The 17,514-nt window shown below is 40.6% G+C and carries 18 protein-coding genes and 1 pseudogene; 11 read left to right on the top strand and 8 right to left on the bottom strand.

The features are described from left to right. The gene (locus tag FTU62_RS09840) at positions 1–1,641 is read right to left on the bottom strand and encodes an acyl-CoA synthetase (protein ID WP_180102557.1); all 1,641 of its coding nucleotides are present in this window, start codon (positions 1,639–1,641) and stop codon (positions 1–3) included. A 535-nt stretch (positions 1,642–2,176) separates the two neighbouring features. On the opposite strand from FTU62_RS09840, the gene FTU62_RS09845 reads away from it, so the two are divergent. Both FTU62_RS09845 and FTU62_RS09850 read left to right on the top strand, forming a co-directional pair. Then, positions 2,177–3,457: a D-arabinono-1,4-lactone oxidase gene (locus FTU62_RS09845; RefSeq protein ID WP_180102577.1), complete on the top strand. Its 1,281-nt coding sequence runs from the start codon at positions 2,177–2,179 to the stop codon at positions 3,455–3,457. A gap of 57 nt (positions 3,458–3,514) precedes the next feature. Beyond that, a complete protein-coding gene (locus FTU62_RS09850; RefSeq protein ID WP_180102558.1) occupies positions 3,515–4,666 on the top strand; it encodes an alanine racemase in 1,152 nt (383 codons plus the stop codon). 64 nt (positions 4,667–4,730) lie between these two features. Here FTU62_RS09850 and FTU62_RS09855 read toward each other — a convergent pair whose 3' ends face one another. Together FTU62_RS09855 and FTU62_RS17270 are read right to left on the bottom strand one after the other, a co-directional pair. Then, positions 4,731–5,804, bottom strand: a complete 1,074-nt coding sequence (locus tag FTU62_RS09855) for an FMN-binding glutamate synthase family protein (protein WP_218948610.1) — start codon at positions 5,802–5,804, stop codon at positions 4,731–4,733. Further along, the gene (locus FTU62_RS17270) at positions 5,782–6,009 is read right to left on the bottom strand and encodes a Rieske (2Fe-2S) protein (protein ID WP_218948611.1); all 228 of its coding nucleotides are present in this window, start codon (positions 6,007–6,009) and stop codon (positions 5,782–5,784) included. The genes FTU62_RS09855 and FTU62_RS17270 overlap by 23 nt, the downstream gene beginning before the upstream one ends. Positions 6,010–6,328: 319 nt before the next feature. On the opposite strand from FTU62_RS17270, the gene thrS reads away from it, so the two are divergent. Together thrS and infC are read left to right on the top strand one after the other, a co-directional pair. Further along, positions 6,329–8,251, top strand: a complete 1,923-nt coding sequence (gene thrS, locus FTU62_RS09860; protein WP_078189589.1) for a threonine--tRNA ligase — start codon at positions 6,329–6,331, stop codon at positions 8,249–8,251. Between the two features lie 5 nt (positions 8,252–8,256). Beyond that, positions 8,257–8,805, top strand: a complete 549-nt coding sequence (gene infC, locus FTU62_RS09865; RefSeq protein WP_180026032.1) for a translation initiation factor IF-3 — start codon at positions 8,257–8,259, stop codon at positions 8,803–8,805. A gap of 712 nt (positions 8,806–9,517) precedes the next feature. On the opposite strand, the gene FTU62_RS09870 is transcribed toward infC, so the two are convergent. Beyond that, positions 9,518–9,979 (bottom strand): Hsp20 family protein, encoded by a 462-nt coding sequence (locus FTU62_RS09870; RefSeq protein WP_078192642.1) that lies wholly within the window; start codon positions 9,977–9,979, stop codon positions 9,518–9,520. A gap of 316 nt (positions 9,980–10,295) precedes the next feature. Between FTU62_RS09870 and FTU62_RS09875 the strand changes: the two genes are divergently transcribed. Continuing rightward, a complete protein-coding gene (locus FTU62_RS09875) occupies positions 10,296–10,913 on the top strand; it encodes a glutathione S-transferase N-terminal domain-containing protein (protein ID WP_180102559.1) in 618 nt (205 codons plus the stop codon). Positions 10,914–10,942: 29 nt separating this feature from the next. Here FTU62_RS09875 and FTU62_RS09880 read toward each other — a convergent pair whose 3' ends face one another. After that, positions 10,943–11,326, bottom strand: coding sequence for an energy transducer TonB (locus FTU62_RS09880; protein WP_180102560.1), 384 nt, complete (start codon positions 11,324–11,326; stop codon positions 10,943–10,945). A 211-nt stretch (positions 11,327–11,537) separates the two neighbouring features. Between FTU62_RS09880 and FTU62_RS09885 the strand changes: the two genes are divergently transcribed. Together FTU62_RS09885 and FTU62_RS09890 are read left to right on the top strand one after the other, a co-directional pair. Further along, positions 11,538–11,822, top strand: coding sequence for a hypothetical protein (locus FTU62_RS09885; protein WP_078192639.1), 285 nt, complete (start codon positions 11,538–11,540; stop codon positions 11,820–11,822). Between the two features lie 12 nt (positions 11,823–11,834). Continuing rightward, positions 11,835–12,263 (top strand): YqaA family protein, encoded by a 429-nt coding sequence (locus FTU62_RS09890; protein ID WP_078192638.1) that lies wholly within the window; start codon positions 11,835–11,837, stop codon positions 12,261–12,263. Between the two features lie 55 nt (positions 12,264–12,318). Here the strand turns inward: FTU62_RS09890 and FTU62_RS09895 are convergent, their stop codons facing one another. Continuing rightward, positions 12,319–13,053: an energy transducer TonB gene (locus FTU62_RS09895; RefSeq protein WP_180102561.1), complete on the bottom strand. Its 735-nt coding sequence runs from the start codon at positions 13,051–13,053 to the stop codon at positions 12,319–12,321. 104 nt (positions 13,054–13,157) lie between these two features. Then, positions 13,158–14,411, bottom strand: coding sequence for an MFS transporter (locus FTU62_RS09900; protein ID WP_180102578.1), 1,254 nt, complete (start codon positions 14,409–14,411; stop codon positions 13,158–13,160). A gap of 238 nt (positions 14,412–14,649) precedes the next feature. Here FTU62_RS09900 and rpmI point away from each other — a divergent pair, with 238 nt between their 5' ends. Together rpmI and rplT are read left to right on the top strand one after the other, a co-directional pair. Next, a complete protein-coding gene (rpmI, locus tag FTU62_RS09905) occupies positions 14,650–14,844 on the top strand; it encodes a 50S ribosomal protein L35 (protein WP_065994397.1) in 195 nt (64 codons plus the stop codon). An 11-nt stretch (positions 14,845–14,855) separates the two neighbouring features. Further along, complete coding sequence (gene rplT / locus FTU62_RS09910) at positions 14,856–15,215, top strand: 50S ribosomal protein L20 (protein ID WP_180102562.1); 360 nt, start codon at positions 14,856–14,858, stop codon at positions 15,213–15,215. A gap of 67 nt (positions 15,216–15,282) precedes the next feature. Here rplT and FTU62_RS09915 read toward each other — a convergent pair whose 3' ends face one another. Then, entirely contained in the window at positions 15,283–16,434 is a 1,152-nt protein-coding gene (locus FTU62_RS09915; protein ID WP_180102563.1) for a hypothetical protein, read from the bottom strand. 71 nt (positions 16,435–16,505) lie between these two features. On the opposite strand from FTU62_RS09915, the pseudogene FTU62_RS09920 reads away from it, so the two are divergent. Both FTU62_RS09920 and FTU62_RS09925 read left to right on the top strand, forming a co-directional pair. Continuing rightward, positions 16,506–16,886: pseudogene (locus FTU62_RS09920) on the top strand (hypothetical protein). A gap of 70 nt (positions 16,887–16,956) precedes the next feature. After that, positions 16,957–17,508, top strand: coding sequence for an adenylate kinase (locus tag FTU62_RS09925; RefSeq protein WP_180102564.1), 552 nt, complete (start codon positions 16,957–16,959; stop codon positions 17,506–17,508). Positions 17,509–17,514: the final 6 nt, after the last annotated feature.

Raw genomic sequence — 17,514 nt, forward strand, 5'->3', positions numbered from 1 at the left:
TTAACCAAATTCACCAACAGCGCGCTCTTTAGCCCATTCACGGAGAACGAACTTCTGAAGTTTACCTGTCGAGGTTTTTGGAATTTCGGTAATCACTACATCTTTAGGTACTTTGAAACGTGCAAGGTGCTGCTTACAGAATTCGATCAGTTCTTCAGGCGTTGCTTCTTTACCTGCTTTTAATTCAATAAAGGCACAAGGCACTTCTTGCCAACGAGGGTCAGGTTTTGCAACCACTGCAGCTGTCAGTACAGCAGGGTGTTGATATAGAATTTCTTCTACTTCGAGCGATGAAATGTTTTCACCCCCTGAAATGATCACATCTTTAGAGCGGTCAGTAATTTTGGCATAACCGTCAAGTTGGCAGACTGCTAAGTCACCGGTATGGAACCAGCCACCGGCAAAGGCTTCAGCCGTTGCTTCTGGGTTTTTCAAATAACCTTTCATTACGATGTTGCCACGGAACATGATTTCACCCATGGTCTGGCCATCATGCGGAACAGGTAACATGGTTTCAGGATCAATGACTTTCATGCCATCTTGAAGCGGGTATGGCACACCTTGGCGAGAATGCAACTGTGCTTGTTCTTGAATGGAAAGATCAGACCAACCAGCTTGCGATGCGCAAAGTGCCGATGGACCATATGTTTCAGTCAAACCATAAACATGTGTAACATTGATGCCAATATTACGCATCCCTTCAATAATCGCTGCAGGTGGCGCTGCACCAGCAACCATCACTTCAACGCGATGGTCAAATTGTGCTTTTTTCTCTTCAGGCGTATTGATCATCATTGAAAGTACGATTGGCGCACCGCAGAAATAATCTACTTTGTGTTCTGCGATCAGTTTGAAAATCAGTTCAGGGTCGATTTTACGTAGACAAATATTGGTTCCGCCATTGGCTGCCATCGTCCATGCAAAGCACCAGCCATTACAGTGGAATAGAGGAAGCGTCCACAGATACGTTGCACGTGGCGTCATGCCGCAAGCAATGATGTTACTCGCTGCATTGATATATGCGCCGCGGTGATGATACACCACGCCTTTTGGATTCCCTGTGGTACCCGAGGTATAGCTTAAGCTAATTGCATCCCATTCATCTTGAGGTAAGTGCCACTCAAAGTTGGCATCGCCTTGCGCCAACCAGTCTTCAAATTCAATTTGTCCAATCGGTTGTGCTGTGCCTTCAAATTCAGCATCTGCAACATCAATGACATAAATGTCTTGATCGATCAAAGCCAAAGCTTCGGTGGCAACTTGAGCAAATTCAGGGTCAACCAACAGGACTTTGGTTTCTGCATGTTCCAGCATGAAGGCAATGGTTTTCGCATCAAGGCGTGTATTTAGCGTATTTAGTACAGCACCCGCCATCGGTACGGCAAAGTGTGCTTCAACCATAGCCGGAACGTTCGGTAATAACACAGACACGGTGTCGTTTTTGCCAATGCCTAATTGTTGCAACTGATGTGCAAATTGACGACAACGGTTATACGTTTGGCGCCATGAAATATGACGTTTGCCATGGATAATGGCATCCTGATCAGGATAAATATAAGCTGCACGCTCTAAATAACGTAGAGGCGAAAGTGCCACAAAATTTGCCGGGGTCCGTGGCAATTCATCGTATGCGCTAACCATCGTGGTACTCCAAGTCCATGTCTATTTGTTTTAAATCTGACTTAACAATAATTCAGTCCGTAGCTTCTCTGCATTTATGCTTTAGTCGAGTATTTATACTAAATTTTTAAGTTATTGAAATTGAATAAAATAAAAACAGTAAAGTGACAAAAATGAACCCTATGGTTCTCAAAATTGATTTTTTAGCATAAATAATTTAGCTGAAAAATATACAATAGTTGTTGGTTTTTTATGCTGATTTTACCGATGTTTTCGTGCGTGATCCTTTTTATTGATCAGGTTTGAATGATGCTTAACGAATAATGTAGAGTGCCTTGAATAGTCTTTGTGGGGGTATAAACGAATGATTTTTTCTTTAATTGATCGTGGCTTATTTACTGTTTTATAAAAATAAACTGAAATTTGAGAAGATGCTTAACTTCGTATAATCTAATTAAAAAATCAAGATGGCTTGCGCATTAACATTGCAAAAGCAGAAATCAAAAATAAAACAATACGGCTAAATACAATAAAAAGTATGGCGACAAGGATGAATATGACAATTCAACACGACATTGCATGGGAAAATTGGTCAGGTGCTCAGAAGTCGATCCCGAAGTCATTTATACAACCGCAAAATCTTGAGCAATTAATGGATATAGTGCAATCCCATCCCAAGATTCGTATGGTCGGTGCAGGGCATTCTTTTAGCCCTTTGGCAAAAACTACAGATACCTTAGTACGTTTAGATCATCTCAAAGGCATTCTAGATATCGATGCTGAACGCTGCCAAAGTACCGTCCAAGCTGGCACAAGATTATTTGATTTGGGGGAGAAGCTCGCGGCTTTTGATCAAGCACTGATTAATCAAGGTGATATTGATCGTCAAAGTTTGGCTGGAGCTATTGCAACAGGGACGCATGGTACCGGACTCGAATTACCGTGTTTATCGGCGCTGGTTACGAGGTTTGAATTATTAACCGCGCAGGGTGAATTACTACAATGCAGTGCTGAACAGAACAACGAAATTTTCCAAGCAGGGCGTGTTTCACTCGGGAGTTTAGGCGTGCTGACGCATGTACAGCTGCAAAACCGACCGATGTATAAACTCAAAGAACAAACGCGATTATGTCCGCTGAAAGAAGTCATGCAGAATATGCAGCAATGGCAATATGAACATCGACATATTGAGTTCTGGGCATTTAGTCATGCCGATCAGGTTATTTTAAAAACCTTAGATGAGACGGAAGATAACCTTCAACCGCGGAAAGAACAGTGGTTAGATGATGACGTATTACTCAAATTTTGTGCAGAATTGACGCGAATTTTTCCACCACTGAATCCATGGCTACAAAACTTATTGGGTGTTTTTGTCCAACCCTCGATCAGCGTAGACTGGTCAAGTCGAATTTTTCCTTCTGCTCGAAATACCAAATTTAATGAGATGGAATACCAGATTCCGCTGCAACACGGGATGAATTGTTTAGAAGAAATTTTGCATACCCTTCGACGACATAAGGTTCCGATGTTTTTTCCGCTAGAATATCGACTTGTACGTGGGGATGATATTTGGCTCAGTCCGTTTTATCAGCAAGATTCGGCCTCAATTTCGGTGCATCAGTTTTATAAGCAAGATTATCAAGTCATCTTTAAGCTTGTGGAGCCGATTTTTTTAAAATATGGCGGGAGGCCGCATTGGGGGAAATTGCATAGCCTAAATGCGCGGCAGCTTCAAAATGTGTACCCCAAGTGGCTGGATTTTTTAAATATTCGACAAGAATTAGATCCGAAGCAAAAGTGGCTCAGTCCAGAGCTACAGCAATTACTGATTGAATAAGCATCGTGGAACGTTAAACGTTGAAGACCAATTGAACGATATGAAAAAGGGGATGGCATGGATGCATATTTTCAACAGTTGAATACGCTGTTAAAGCTAAAAGGCACTGGGATGCCGCAGTTAATCGTGGATGTTGATGCATTAAATCACAACTTGGTGATCACTCAGCAGCAAATGCCAGAGCGTCTGCATCCGCGCTTGGTGGTGAAATCCTTGGCGTGCATGGCTCTGCTTCAACACTGTGCTACACAGCTCAAGACACAGCGTTTCATGCTATTTCATTTTGCACATCTAAAAACACTTTTCGAATCGATACCGCAAGCCGATGTGTTGTTTGGAAAACCGATGCCGATTCAGGCTTTGAACCATGTAGACAAGGCGTTTTTGCAGGCAACGCAATCGCAAGTGCAATGGCTGATTGATAGTGAACAGCGTTTAGCCCAATACCTCAAATTTGCTGAGCAGCATCAACTGTGTCTACGCATCAATATCGAAATCGATGTGGGGCTACACCGTGGTGGCCTGAAAACGATCCATGAGCTAAAGGCTGTTTTGGATCTAATCGTTCAACATCCCCAACATTTAAAATTTTCAGGATTAATGGGCTATGACGCACATGTGGCGAAGATTCCACGGCTGATCCAATCTGCTGAACAGACTTATCAACAGTCCCAGCAAAGTTATCAACAATTCAAAGCTTATGTACAACAGCGCTACCCAACCTTATGTGATGAACACACCTGTTGGAATGGTGGTGGTAGTCCTAGTTTTAGTTTTCATTGTCAGCAGAGTGTCTGTAACGAAGTCTCGTTTGGCTCGATGTTATTAAAACCTGCAGATTTTGAACTGAAAAATTTACAAGCTTTCCAAAGTGCCTTGTGGATCGCCACGCCTGTGTTAAAAGTGTTGCCGCGGACTGAATTACCACAGTTAGAATGGCTCAGTCGTTGGGCAAAATCTCAGGCTGTGTTTATTTATGGAGGCTATTGGCGAGGGGACTATGTTTATCCTCAAGGCAGTCAGCCCCATGCGTTATATGGTCGCAGTAGTAATCAGGAGCTTGTGCAAATTCCACAGACAAGCAGCATAAACGTAGATGATTATATTTTTTTACGCCCTACCCAGAGTGAAATGATCATCCCTCAATTTGCACAGCTTTGGTTGTACCAATCCGATCAATTCATGGCCTTTGAGACCTTCAGAGAATAAAAAAAGAGCCCGTATGGACTCTTTTTAGGTTCAATTGTTTTGAAAAAAGCTCATGATTTGAAGCTTACTCAAATCCACTGTAGTGAATACCCGTGAGGTTCGACATTTCTTTTTTCCATGTGGTCAGGTCATCTTTGCAGAATTGATTCAGATGATGATGTCCGCAGGCACGAGCCATGACTTGCATCAGTTCAACGGATGCATTTAGAAAATTCGCCAGTTGTTGTGCCGATTTGTCTATTTCTAAACGACGACGTAAATGATCTTGTTGTGTGGCGATGCCGACAGAACAATCATTGGTCTGACAGGCACGCATAGCTAAACAGCCAATGGCTTGCATGGCAGAGTTTGAAATCGCGATGGCATCTGCACCTAAAGCGAGTGCCTTAATAAAGTCAGCGGGTACACGAAGTCCACCTGTGATCACTAAACTAATATCTGACCGTCCTAAACGGTCTAAATGACGACGTGCTCGTGCAAGTGCAGGAATGGTCGGTACAGAGATATTGTCACGGAATAAGGTTGGGGCTGCACCTGTTCCACCGCCACGACCATCTAAAATAATATAGTCCACACCGATGCTTAGTGCTGCGTCAATATCACGTTCAATATGCTGTGCGGAGAGTTTATAGCCGATCGGGATGCCGCCGGTTTCTGCTCGGACATATTCTGCAAATTCACGATATTGTGAAAGATGAGTCCAGTCGGGGAAAGTTGCAGGAGAAATGGCTGCGGTGCCTTCTGGTAATTTGCGCACTTCTGCAATCTTGCCAACCACTTTATGGCCTGGCAGATGTCCTCCCGTACCTGTTTTTGCAGCTTGACCGCCTTTAAAATGAAAGGCCTGACACTTTTTAACTTTTTCGATGTCATAGCCAAAACGACCCGATGCAAGTTCATAAAAATAACGTGAATTGGCCGCTTGTTCCTCAGCAAGCATTCCACCTTCACCTGAACAAATGCCTGTACCTGCAAGTTCAGCACCTGTTGCAAGGGCAACTTTGGCTTCTTGAGATAACGCACCAAAACTCATATCTGACACAAACAGGGGGATTTTGAGTTTTAATGGTTTTTTAGCATTTGGGCCAATTACCACTTCGGTTGCTACGGGTGCATCATCTAACATAGTGCGAGCCATGCAGCCCACAGACGATTTTATCTCCTTGAATATGGGCATCAGCCATGAGGGCGCCACGATGCTGACAGCGACCATACATGACCACGACTTGTTCTGCATCATTATCTTCGAGCCTTAAGACCACAAGATCGACATTGGCTGCAAGGGCATAAGCGGGTTGGAGCGGTTTTAAACTAGACCAAGATATAAGTGAATGTGCTTGCATGATACCTGCCTACATAGAGAGTTCAGTGGGTATAGGTGTTCGAAATTCAGAATAATTTTATGAATTAGAACGTGATTATTATATTGACAGCATAAAGTGCATTTCGGCTGAAATCTGCTTGAATTATCAGGAGTCTTGTAAAAGGTGGTAGAAAAATCAACTTCCATGGGATTAGAGGTTTATTAAAGTTGGCAGGGCGTGTAAAATTTAGGTCGAATTTTATTTATCCACCGTTTTTATCTTTTGAGGGTCTCCCTCGATCATAATCTCGCGGTGATATGCTCCATTGTACGGGGCATCACTCCTTAAGGATTTTTATATGCCAATTATCACTTTGCCAAATGGCGATCAAAAAGAATTTGATCATGCCGTGTCTGTGATGGAAGTTGCTCAAAGCATCGGTCCTGGTCTAGCAAAAAATACAGTTGCGGGTCGTGTAAACGATCGTTTAGTTGATGCGTCTGATTTAATTACAGAAGATGCTAGCCTACAAATTATCACGCCTAAAGATGAAGATGGTATTCACATCATTCGTCACTCTTGTGCGCACTTGGTGGGTCATGCAGTTAAGCAATTGTTCCCAGAAGCAAAGATGGTCATTGGTCCTGTCATTGAAGAAGGTTTCTACTATGACATCTGGATGCCACGTCCGTTTACTTTAGATGACATGGCAGCAATCGAAGAGCGCATGAAAAAGCTCATCGACCAAGACTATGATGTCATCAAAAAAATGACTCCACGTGACGAAGTGATCAAAGAGTTCACTGCACGCGGCGAAGAATACAAATTGCGTCTGATCGAAGACATGCCTGAAGAAACTGAAATGGGCTTGTACTACCATCAAGACTACTTGGACATGTGCCGTGGTCCGCACGTTCCAAATACTAAATTCTTAAAATCGTTCAAGTTGACTAAAATCTCTGGTGCTTACTGGCGCGGTGATGCGAAAAACGAACAGCTGCAACGTATTTACGGTACAGCTTGGGCTGACAAAAAACAGTTAGCTGCGTATATCAAACGTATTGAAGAAGCTGAAAAACGCGATCACCGTAAAATTGGTAAAGCGTTAGACTTGTTCCATATGCAAGAAGAAGCGCCGGGTATGGTGTTCTGGCATCCAAACGGCTGGACGATTTACCAAGTGCTTGAACAATACATGCGTAAAGTTCAACAAGCCAACGGTTACCAAGAAATCCGTACACCGCAAGTGGTTGATTTCACGCTTTGGGAAAAATCAGGTCACGCAGCAAACTATGCTGAAAACATGTTTACGACTCACTCAGAGAACCGTAACTATGCTGTAAAACCAATGAACTGCCCATGTCACGTGCAAGTCTTCAACCAAGGTTTGAAATCTTACCGTGATCTTCCAATTCGTTTGGCTGAGTTTGGTTCATGTCACCGTAACGAACCATCGGGTTCATTACACGGCATTATGCGTGTACGTGGCTTTACACAAGATGATGCGCATATCTTCTGTACCAAAGAACAAATCGGTACTGAAGTTGCAGACTTTATTAAACTGACATTAGATGTTTATAAAGACTTCGGCTTTGAAGAAGTACAAATGAAGTTGTCGACACGTCCAGAAAAACGTGTAGGTGATGACAAACTTTGGGACATGGCGGAAAAATCTTTAGCAGATGCTTTAGATGCTGCAGGCCTAGAGTGGGAACTTCAACCGGGTGAAGGTGCATTCTACGGTCCGAAAATTGAATTCTCATTGAAAGACTGCTTAGGTCGTGTATGGCAGTGCGGTACAATTCAATGTGACTTTAACTTACCAGAACGTCTTGACGCATCTTATGTGACTGAAGATAACGACCGTGATCAGCCTGTAATGTTGCACCGCGCAATACTTGGCAGTTTCGAGCGTTTTATTGGTATACTTATTGAACACTATGCTGGTTTCATGCCACCTTGGTTGTCTCCAATTCAAGCATGTGTGATGAACATTACCGATTCACAAGCTGAAGCATGTGAGTCAGTCGTCGCTAAACTTAAAGAAAGCGGTATCCGCGCGATTTCAGACTTGAGAAATGAGAAAATCGGCTTTAAGATTCGTGAACGTACTTTAGAGCGTATTCCTTACTTATTGGTTCTTGGGGACCGTGAAGTTGAGGAAGGTACTGTAAACGTCCGTACTCGCTCTGGAAAAAATTTGGGTACTATGTCAATTGATGCATTCGTTGACCTAGTAAAAGCAGCCGTAGCCGAACGCGGCCGGTACATTGTGGAGTAAAAGCGATTAAACAGCCTGACCGTAATCAACAGGGCGGAAAATCAAACCGTCCTGCCTTGAATGATGAAATTCGTGCAAAAGAAGTCCGTCTAGTAGACGAAAATGGCGAGCAAAAAGGGATTGTATCTCTTGCTGACGCTTTGCGTGCTGCAGAAGCAGTAGATCTTGACCTTGTTGAGATTGTTGCTAATGCTGAGCCACCAGTCTGCAAAATCATGGATTTTAACAAGCATTTGTTTGATCTAAAACAAAAGCAAAAAGAAGCGAAGAAAAAACAACATCAAGTACAGGTGAAAGAAATCAAGCTACGCCCTGGTACTGATGTTGGTGACTACAACGTTAAACTACGTGCCATTATCAAGTTCCTTGAAGAAGGCAATAAGGTAAAAATCACGCTTCGTTTCCGTGGTCGTGAGATGGCTCACCAACAACTTGGTTTGGCTCAATTACAAAAAATTGAAGCTGACGTAGTTGAATACGGTGTTGTTGAACAAACCCCGAAAATGGAAGGCCGTCAAATGGGTATGCTACTTGGTCCTAAAAAGAAAAAGTAAGTATCCATAAAAAAAGCACTGCATTTGCAGTGCTTTTTTTTTGTCTAGATGTCGGGTTTTAAATTCCAATGTTGCTGAAGGGCAGCAAGAATGTCTGCTGAGTGGTGATTAGAAAATAGTGCGAAATTAATCAGCGCAAATTTATGCCTTAGGGTACTAAATAGGCTCTTTTGAATAAAGACAAATTCAATTGTGCGGTAACGGTTATTAAATCGTTGTTCCGAATCTAGTGTATCGAAATGCTTTAACTTGCGCTTGATGTAGGTATAAAGTGAGCAAAGCTTTTTATTGAGCTAACTATGTGAGATCTATTTACATAAAACAGGCCGTGAAATAGGGGTTTTCAGTACCCTCCAATAGATTTTCATCTTGGTAATATTAGGTCGTATATTCCATGTCATAAAAGCAATCAGAACAAAGTACATTTCATATAAATAGATAGTAATACAGAGTAGGATTATTTTTTGCAAGATACGCCAAAATTTAAAAAGAGTAGATGAACAACTTGTAAGCCAGACCCACCAAGGATTCATTAAAAACACCTATGGGTAAGATTAAGTTGAGAATAGATAAAAAACGAAACATATAAATTGGAATCGAGACACTATATTCTTGAGATGGCATGATTTTTTATTCTTGTTTGTCATGTTTTGAATCTAACTAATTTTCTTAATATAAAAAAGACCCCGAAGGGTCTTTTTTTTATGAGGGTTTACTCAGCGATATTTTCTTGGACAGGACTTTCTATCAATGCCTTTTTGCCAATTGGAATTTGGCGTGGTAGTTTTTCTTCAGGAATAATACGCTGTAAGTCCACTGTCAATAAACCATTTTCATATAGGGCTTGTTGCACTTCTATATGTTCATCTAAGCGTAAAGACAGTTTAAATGTACGACGAGCAATGCCTTTATGCAGAAATTCCACAGTTGTATCTTGCGCTTCAGTTGGTTTACCTGAAATGCTTAGCACTTGATTTTCTAAGTTTAGCGAAAGTTCATCTTCTGTAAAACCTGCGGTTGCCACCACAATGCGATAGCTATTTTCAGCCGTTTTTTCAATATTGTATGGCGGGTAATTTGGTGTGTCGCTTTGCATGGCATAATCAAATAAATCGTTAAAACGATCAAAACCAATGCTACGACGGAAAAGTGGGTTAAGATTTAAACTACTCATAATTAGAACTCTCTTTAATAAGCAAAGTTGTAACAATAAGAAATGTTCAGTGATGCTTGGCATCCACTGTTCACTAACAAGATCGTTTGATCCTTGTACATGTATCAATATCGGTCTGTGCTGATTTTTTTCAAGGGATTTTTATAAAAAAAATTATATTTTTTGAATTTTTGTACCTTAAGTGATTTTAAAAGCAAAGTGATAATTCACATTTTAACGTTACTTTGCAGAAAAACTGACAAGCTTTCACTGGATTAAACATGTTATACATAAAGCAAAATGAGATTGCCTTACTGAAAATTAAAAAGGAATATAGATGATTGATCTCTACTATTGGGGTACACCCAATGGACATAAAATTACCATCGCTTTAGAAGAAATGGGTTTGGAATACCAAATTTTTCCGATTAATATCTTGGAAAATGATCAATTTCAGCCAGACTTTTTGAGAATTTCTCCGAACAATAAAATCCCTGCAATCGTGGATCAGAATGGCCCACGAGGAGAGTCAATTTCAGTTTTTGAGTCTGGTGCGATTCTGCAATATCTTGGACGTAAAACAGGTTTGTTTTATCCAGAAGATGAGTTTGAGCGCGTTGAAGTTGAACAATGGTTGATGTGGCAAATGGGTGGTTTTGGGCCCATGTTAGGACAAAATCATCATTTTAGTCGTTTTGCACCTGAACGTATTCCGTATGCAACTGAACGTTATGTCAATGAAACTAAACGCTTATATAAAGTTTTGAACCATCAGTTGATTGGTCAAAAATTTGTGGCTGGAGAGTATTCGATTGCAGATATGGCTATTCTGCCTTGGGCACTGCGTCATGAATGGCAGCAAATTCAGCTGGAAGATTATCCATACGTGAAAGACTATATCGATCGACTGACGGCCCGTCCAGCGGTACAAAAAGCCTTAGCAATACACGTTTAAAAAAAGAGCATGGAAACATGCTCTTTTTTTTATGGAATGAATAGAAGCTTTTTCCACCAAGGTCTTTGGTTTTCTTTCAGGGTCTTGAGTGAGAAGGGTTGTAAGGCAACAAAGGGGGAGGCTACACCATTTTCGATATAAGGTTTGAACTTGGCACGTAAAAGTGACTGCTCAACCCGCTTATCAATGTGTGTAAGTCCAGAGCTTTTGATTAATTCAGCTTTTTGAACTTCGCCGGTGGCTAAAACATACAATTTAAAACTAAGGTCACGATTTTGATTGCCCATATCGTCATTGTTGAAGTTAAAGATAGGTCGCTTTTGCCAAATCATTTGATCTTGTGTAATCAGGTGTTGTTTGGCAACTTCAGAAGGACTTTGTGCATATAAAGCGGTCAAAATTTGTAATAACACGATAAAACTTAAGCAAAGAATTTTTTTCATAAAGTGAGTTAAAATTATTCAATATTTGCGTGGCAGATTAGAAGTCTCATGTATAAAAGTAAAGTGCGGAAAGACTCACCTTAAGATTTTAGATAGGACGGAAGAAAATTCTAACGCTGTGTTAGAATGCGGCGCTGCCGAAAAGAACGCGTTGTTGACGGCTTAGTTGGACGATTTTGCGATGAAAGACTTTTTCTTAAATTTTACCCGTATTGTTGAAAATAACCCAAGAATCTATTGGAGTATTATTTTTGGTATTGCAGGCTGCTTAGTGCTATTTGTCGCTGAAATTGTGCATGTTCAAAATATTCTTGCAGATTTACATACCAAAGATCAAAACTTGATGCGGGCTGCGATTGAACCGATTTCTTCACAATATAAATGGTCGAGAATCGTTGTAATTGTTGCAGCAGTGCTTTGGTCAAATTTTGAATATTTGAAGTCGAAGAAAAAATTAGGTCTCTAAGCATTCGTTTCGATGTGGTCGTTTTTAGTTTTATTCTTCGCGGCATTTGGGGCTGCGACCTTACTTCCTTTACAGTCCGAAGCCGTATTGCTCGGCTTGTTGAGCTATGGTCAACACAATCCATGGCTACTGATTGTGGTGGCTAGTATTGGTAATATTCTCGGTTCTTGTGTGAATTGGTGGCTCGGTTTAAAAGTAGAACATTATAAAAATAAAACATGGTTTCCCGTGTCAGAGCTGAAAATGCAGCAGGCACAGGGTATTTATCACAAATATGGTTATTGGTCTTTGCTACTGAGTTGGCTGCCGATGATTGGAGACCCTATTACTTTAATTGCGGGTTTAATGAAAGAAAACTTCTGGCGCTTTGTGTTCATGGTGACCGTAGCGAAAACCGGGCGTTATCTCTGTATTTATCTTATATTTTTAGGTTTCTTCTGAGATAAAACAGGGCATTGAAACATTCAATCCCTGCTTGAAATGTTGAATCTATTACTTATTTACAGCCATTTACTTTAAATTGAATTTCATCTTTAAAGTTCGACTTTTTATAGATCCAAAGGGTGCTCGCAGTACGTTTAACCGAGATCTGACTATTTCTCAATGCTTCAACGACTTTCTGATCGAGTGCATAAATGCCAGAGCCTTGCTTGATCTTCACCTTTTTTACTTGTCCGTGTTTATCCACTTTAAAGTTAAATTTGACTTTACGATCGTGCTGTTTCAATTCATGACTAGTGAGATCTAATTTTGGTTGAGATACATATTGGAATGGCGTTTTCTTATTTGCACTTTGTGCATTCCAAACTTTTGAATCAAAGTTGAAATCACATTCAGGCGTATTGCCTTTAACTCTCAAATTAAACGCTTGATAGCCAATAATGGCTTTGGATTCACCATTTTCTAAATGTGGTTTGACTTTAGCTTTTTTGACAGCAGAAATTAAGATTCGGTCGAGTTGATCGACCCCTGTACTTTCTTCAACACTTGCATCTGTAATTGTACCTTTTGCATTCGCTGTGACACGAATAATGGCCGCGCGGTCACGTTGCTTGAGGTCTTCATTGGCATATACTGGTTTTGGAAAAACCGACCAATTTAAACGCGTGGTTAAGTGGGCAGGAGCAACTTCAATATTCTGTGCCGGAAGTTGATGGGTTTTGGTTGAAGCACTAAACGCTGTAGAAAATGGAGCGCAGGCCAAAAGGGTTAAGCACAGATATTGTTTCATAAGTCTATTCTAAGATCACAAAGTGAGTGATGAATGTGTCGATATTGCTGCGCAGTATTTCCTGTATTGGAAATACTGGCAAGGTTTAAATGGAAAATATGCCATTATTTTTTTGACTGATGGGTAATGTCGATCCCAAACAAGTCACGGGTTTTTGCCCAACTGATCGCAACTACAGCCATGGTCATACAGCCACCAAAAAGTGTCGCCATGATCGTGCCCATATATTTTGCTGCAAGTCCCGATTCAAAAGCTCCAAGTTCATTACTACTGGAGACAAACATGCCATTGACCGCGGCTACACGGCCACGCATATTTTCGGGCGGGTAGAGCTGTAAAATGGTTTGGCGAACTACTACAGAGATGCTGTCACATGCGCCGGTCATTGCTAGTGCAAAGAGTGATAACCAAAGATGGCTTGAAAATGCGAATAAAATGGTAAATACACCAAAACCCGCTACAGCCAATAACATATTACGCCATGCATGATGAGTTGGAGGGAATTTGGTCAATGCAATCATGGTGATCAGGGCGCCAATAGACGGCGCTGCACGTAAGTAGCCTAAACCTTCAGGCCCCACTTTTAAAATATCTTCGGCAAAAATCGGTAAGAGGGCAATCACGCCACCAAAAAGCACAGAAACTAAATCGAGTGAAATCGCCCAAAGGACAATTTTGGTTTTCCAGATAAATCGAAAACCTTCACTTAAACTATCTTTTAAATTGTCAGATTCAATTTTAGGGAAACTGCGTTTACTGAGCAGATTAATGAGGGCGAAGCAGACCGTTAGTAGTGCTGCAACACTGAGCAAACTGGTTTCACGGCCTAAAAATGCCAACATAAAACCGCCAAGCATTGGCCCAATAATCACCCCACTTTGCCAACCAATCGTTGTCCATGTTGCACCATTGGCATAGAGCTCCCGCGGGATTAAAAAAGGTTTAAGCGACGTTGCCGAGGGATTATAGAAACCACGGATCGTTCCAAGCCCAAAAATGACTGCATAAATCCCCCAAGACAGTTGGGTGACATCAATTTGGCCGAGACCATATTGGTGAAATAACCCCCAAAGAATCAGTGGCATAGGTACAGAAAAAAACAGACAAATTTTCATAATGGTCTGTTTATTGAAACGATCTGCAAAGTATCCTCCCCACAAAGAGAGAGCAATAAAAGGAATTGCTTCGGCTAAACCAATTAAGCCCAGTGTTAGCGGGTCTTTAGTGATTTGATACAGTGAGTAAGCAACAATAATTTCTTGAATCAAAATGGCTAAGGTCAGACAAAATTGATTAAGCGTAACAATCGAGAAATCCCGATAACGTAGGGCTGCAAAAGCATCCTGTGCAGGTTTCATAATGGACATTAATAGTTGGCGTGCCGACATTATATAAGCCTTATTGGGCATCGCTTCTAAAATCATCGCTTCTAAAATCATCGGAAAATCTATATCAGAAAATTAATTAAGTTCGATATTCGGTAGAAAGATTCGCTTTTGTTTTGAGCAAAGATGCTTTAGAATACTCGCTCCCTTACCTGCAGGGCGTCTTTGCAATGGTGCAGGCGTGCCGAACAGGTGTTCAAAAGAGGTTCTTATGCCTAAGATGAAAACTCGCCGTGGTGCAGCTAAACGCTTCAAGCCAACTGCAAACGGTTTTAAACGTCACCAAGCGTTCAAACGACACATTTTGACCAAAAAATCTGCTAAGCGTATCCGTCAATTACGCGGCTGTGTAATGGTTCACGTAAGTGACGTTGCTTCAGTTCGCCGTATGTGCCCATACATCTAAGGAGATTATAAATGGCTCGTGTTAAACGTGGTGTACAGGCTCATCGCCGTCATAAAAAAATTCTTGCTCGTGCTAAAGGTTACTACGGCGCTCGTTCACGCGTATATCGCGTAGCGTTCCAAGCAGTAATCAAAGCAGGTCAATATGCTTACCGTGACCGTCGTCAAAAGAAACGTCAATTCCGTGCTCTATGGATTGCGCGTATCAATGCTGGTGCTCGTCAAAATGGTTTGTCGTACAGCCGTATGATCGCTGGCTTGAAAAAAGCTCAAGTGATTATCGACCGTCGCGTACTTGCTGACATCGCTATGCATGACGCAGTTGCGTTTGCATCTTTAGCTTCTAAAGCTAAAGATGCATTAGCTGCATAAGTCTTTATGACTTAAAAAAAGACCGCTTTTAGCGGTCTTTTTTTATGGACGAAATTGATTAGACATCTTATTTTTTCGACCATATGGCTAAAAACACAATGATGCCAATTGTGATTGCGGCAAATTTTATAAACTCAAATTGTTTAAAAAGTAAATAAAAGCCATAAAGTAAAGCGAATAGCATGGCAAAAATTAAAACTAAAGAAAAAAATACAACCCATGGTTTTTCAGGCTCTTTATCTGTTGAAGTGTTGGTGGCGGAAAGAGCTTGATCAGATGTCGACTTGAAATAATTAACTTTGGGGTATTTTTTCTGTAGTTGTTTGAGTAAAGCTTTCTCTTCATCATTGACTAAATTTTCGCGGTTGAAATGATTGGCTGTATAGCACGTGACATCTACATGGTGTTCTGACAGTTTGTACTCATAATCCAATAGTTGTGCATATTCTTCGGTTGTAAATAAATGGATCGGTGAGCTTTCGTTTTTTACATGTTTTAAATTTTGGATAGCAGCTTCGATTGAATTGAGCATTTCAAGCAGACTTAATCCAACTTGAGGTGAAGCTTGAGGATTCTCCAAAAGAGGGAGTGAGTCATTCAGAAGGCCATAATAATACAAATTATGGATTAGTTTAAATTGAGGCTGAATGTGGGTAGAAAACGGATGTTCAAATAAATCCAGTTGAATGCTATTTACTAAACTGCTCCAACTCGATTTTTTATCAAAGCAAAAGCATTCATTGCGCTGTTGTTGATTGAGCTCAATTAATGTAAACAGCCCGAATGCGTCATGAAATTGTGTGGAACTTGCACCCCAAAACTCCCGAGGATCACCAATAGGGCTGATATCTAAAATTTTCGTTTCAGATTGGATTTGAACCAGTGCAAAGGCTTGATTTAAATTGTTGTGGAAAACAGCAAGAGGGTAGTTGGTTTTTACAAAGTCAAAATGAGGATGTTGATTAAGTTTTGCATGCTCAAAAAGAAGATCAAATGGATAAAGTGAGCATTTTCTAATCCGCTTTTCAGCCATATACATGATCAAATGATCAACTGAGTCATGTAGTAATGCATTGGTTTTAAAATCGCGAATCAAGAAAATGTCGCAAGCTTGGCCGCACCATGGGTGCAAAATCTCGTCATAGTAAATTTTCTGGTTAAAAAAGCGTTGAGCATTATATTGCAAACCAAGAATAAATTGCTCGTAATGATCTATCATAATGAAGCATTTTTTTATTTTTCAATTGTAAGCTATCTTAGCTTTAATTTGACTTAAAAGGTAACTGCTTGATGCGCAAACAGTATCACTTCCGCCAAGTAGGCGACGATACGTATATTTGGGATGTGCATCACTTAGTAAAACTCAGTCAAAATTTTAAGATTCAGCAAATCCCTGTAAATGACATTTAGGAGTTAAATGAAGCATATTAATTTCCAAAATCTGCACCGACCACACAGCAAATTATTGAACATCTGGAATTGGTAAATGCTGCGGACTTAAGTTATCCCATTATTTTATGTGCTAGTGGTCGAGTGATGGATGGTATGCATCGAGTCGCAAAAGCATGCATAACCACTCAGTCGCAAATATTAGCCGTTCAATTTGAACAAACCCTAAAGCCTGACTTTATCAATATCGATGCAGATCTTTTAAATTATCGTGAAGAATAAAAGTTAACCTACAGATCCAATGCTGTTATCTTGAAGTAGATTCACCAGACTCAAGTAGATCATCATGACAATGAAAAGAATAAACGTAGTCGGTACATCGGCCACTGGAAAATCAACCTTTTCCAGAGCTTTGTCGGACAAATTAGGACTAAATTATATAGAACTGGATAATCTATTTTGGCTAGATGATTGGCAGGAGTGTCCTGACGAAATCTTTTTTGCACGTATCGGAGCTGAAATTGCTAAAGCGAAAAATGGTTATGTTATTGATGGCAATTATACTCGGGCGATTCCTGTTAAATGGTCTGAAATAGATACGGTGATATGGTTAGACCTTCCGTTTCCAGTCAATTTATACCGCTCTGTAAAGCGCGCAATTTCTCGGGCTAAGTCCAAACAAGATCTTTGGCCAGATTCAAATAATCAGGAAAGTTTGTGGCGGATGTTTGGTCGAGATTCCATTGTCTGGTGGATGATTAAAACCCATAAAACGAATCGTGAAAAATATCTACAGATGATGAATGCACCTGAATATCAACATATTCAATGGATTCGTTTAAAGTCTGCAAATGCAGTTGATGCATTTTTAGAACAATTAGATTCTTATGTTTTTGATGTTTAAGTTTTG

The organism is Acinetobacter sp. YH12126, assembly GCF_013418745.1.
GTDB classification, from domain to species: Bacteria; Pseudomonadota; Gammaproteobacteria; order Pseudomonadales; family Moraxellaceae; genus Acinetobacter; species Acinetobacter amyesii.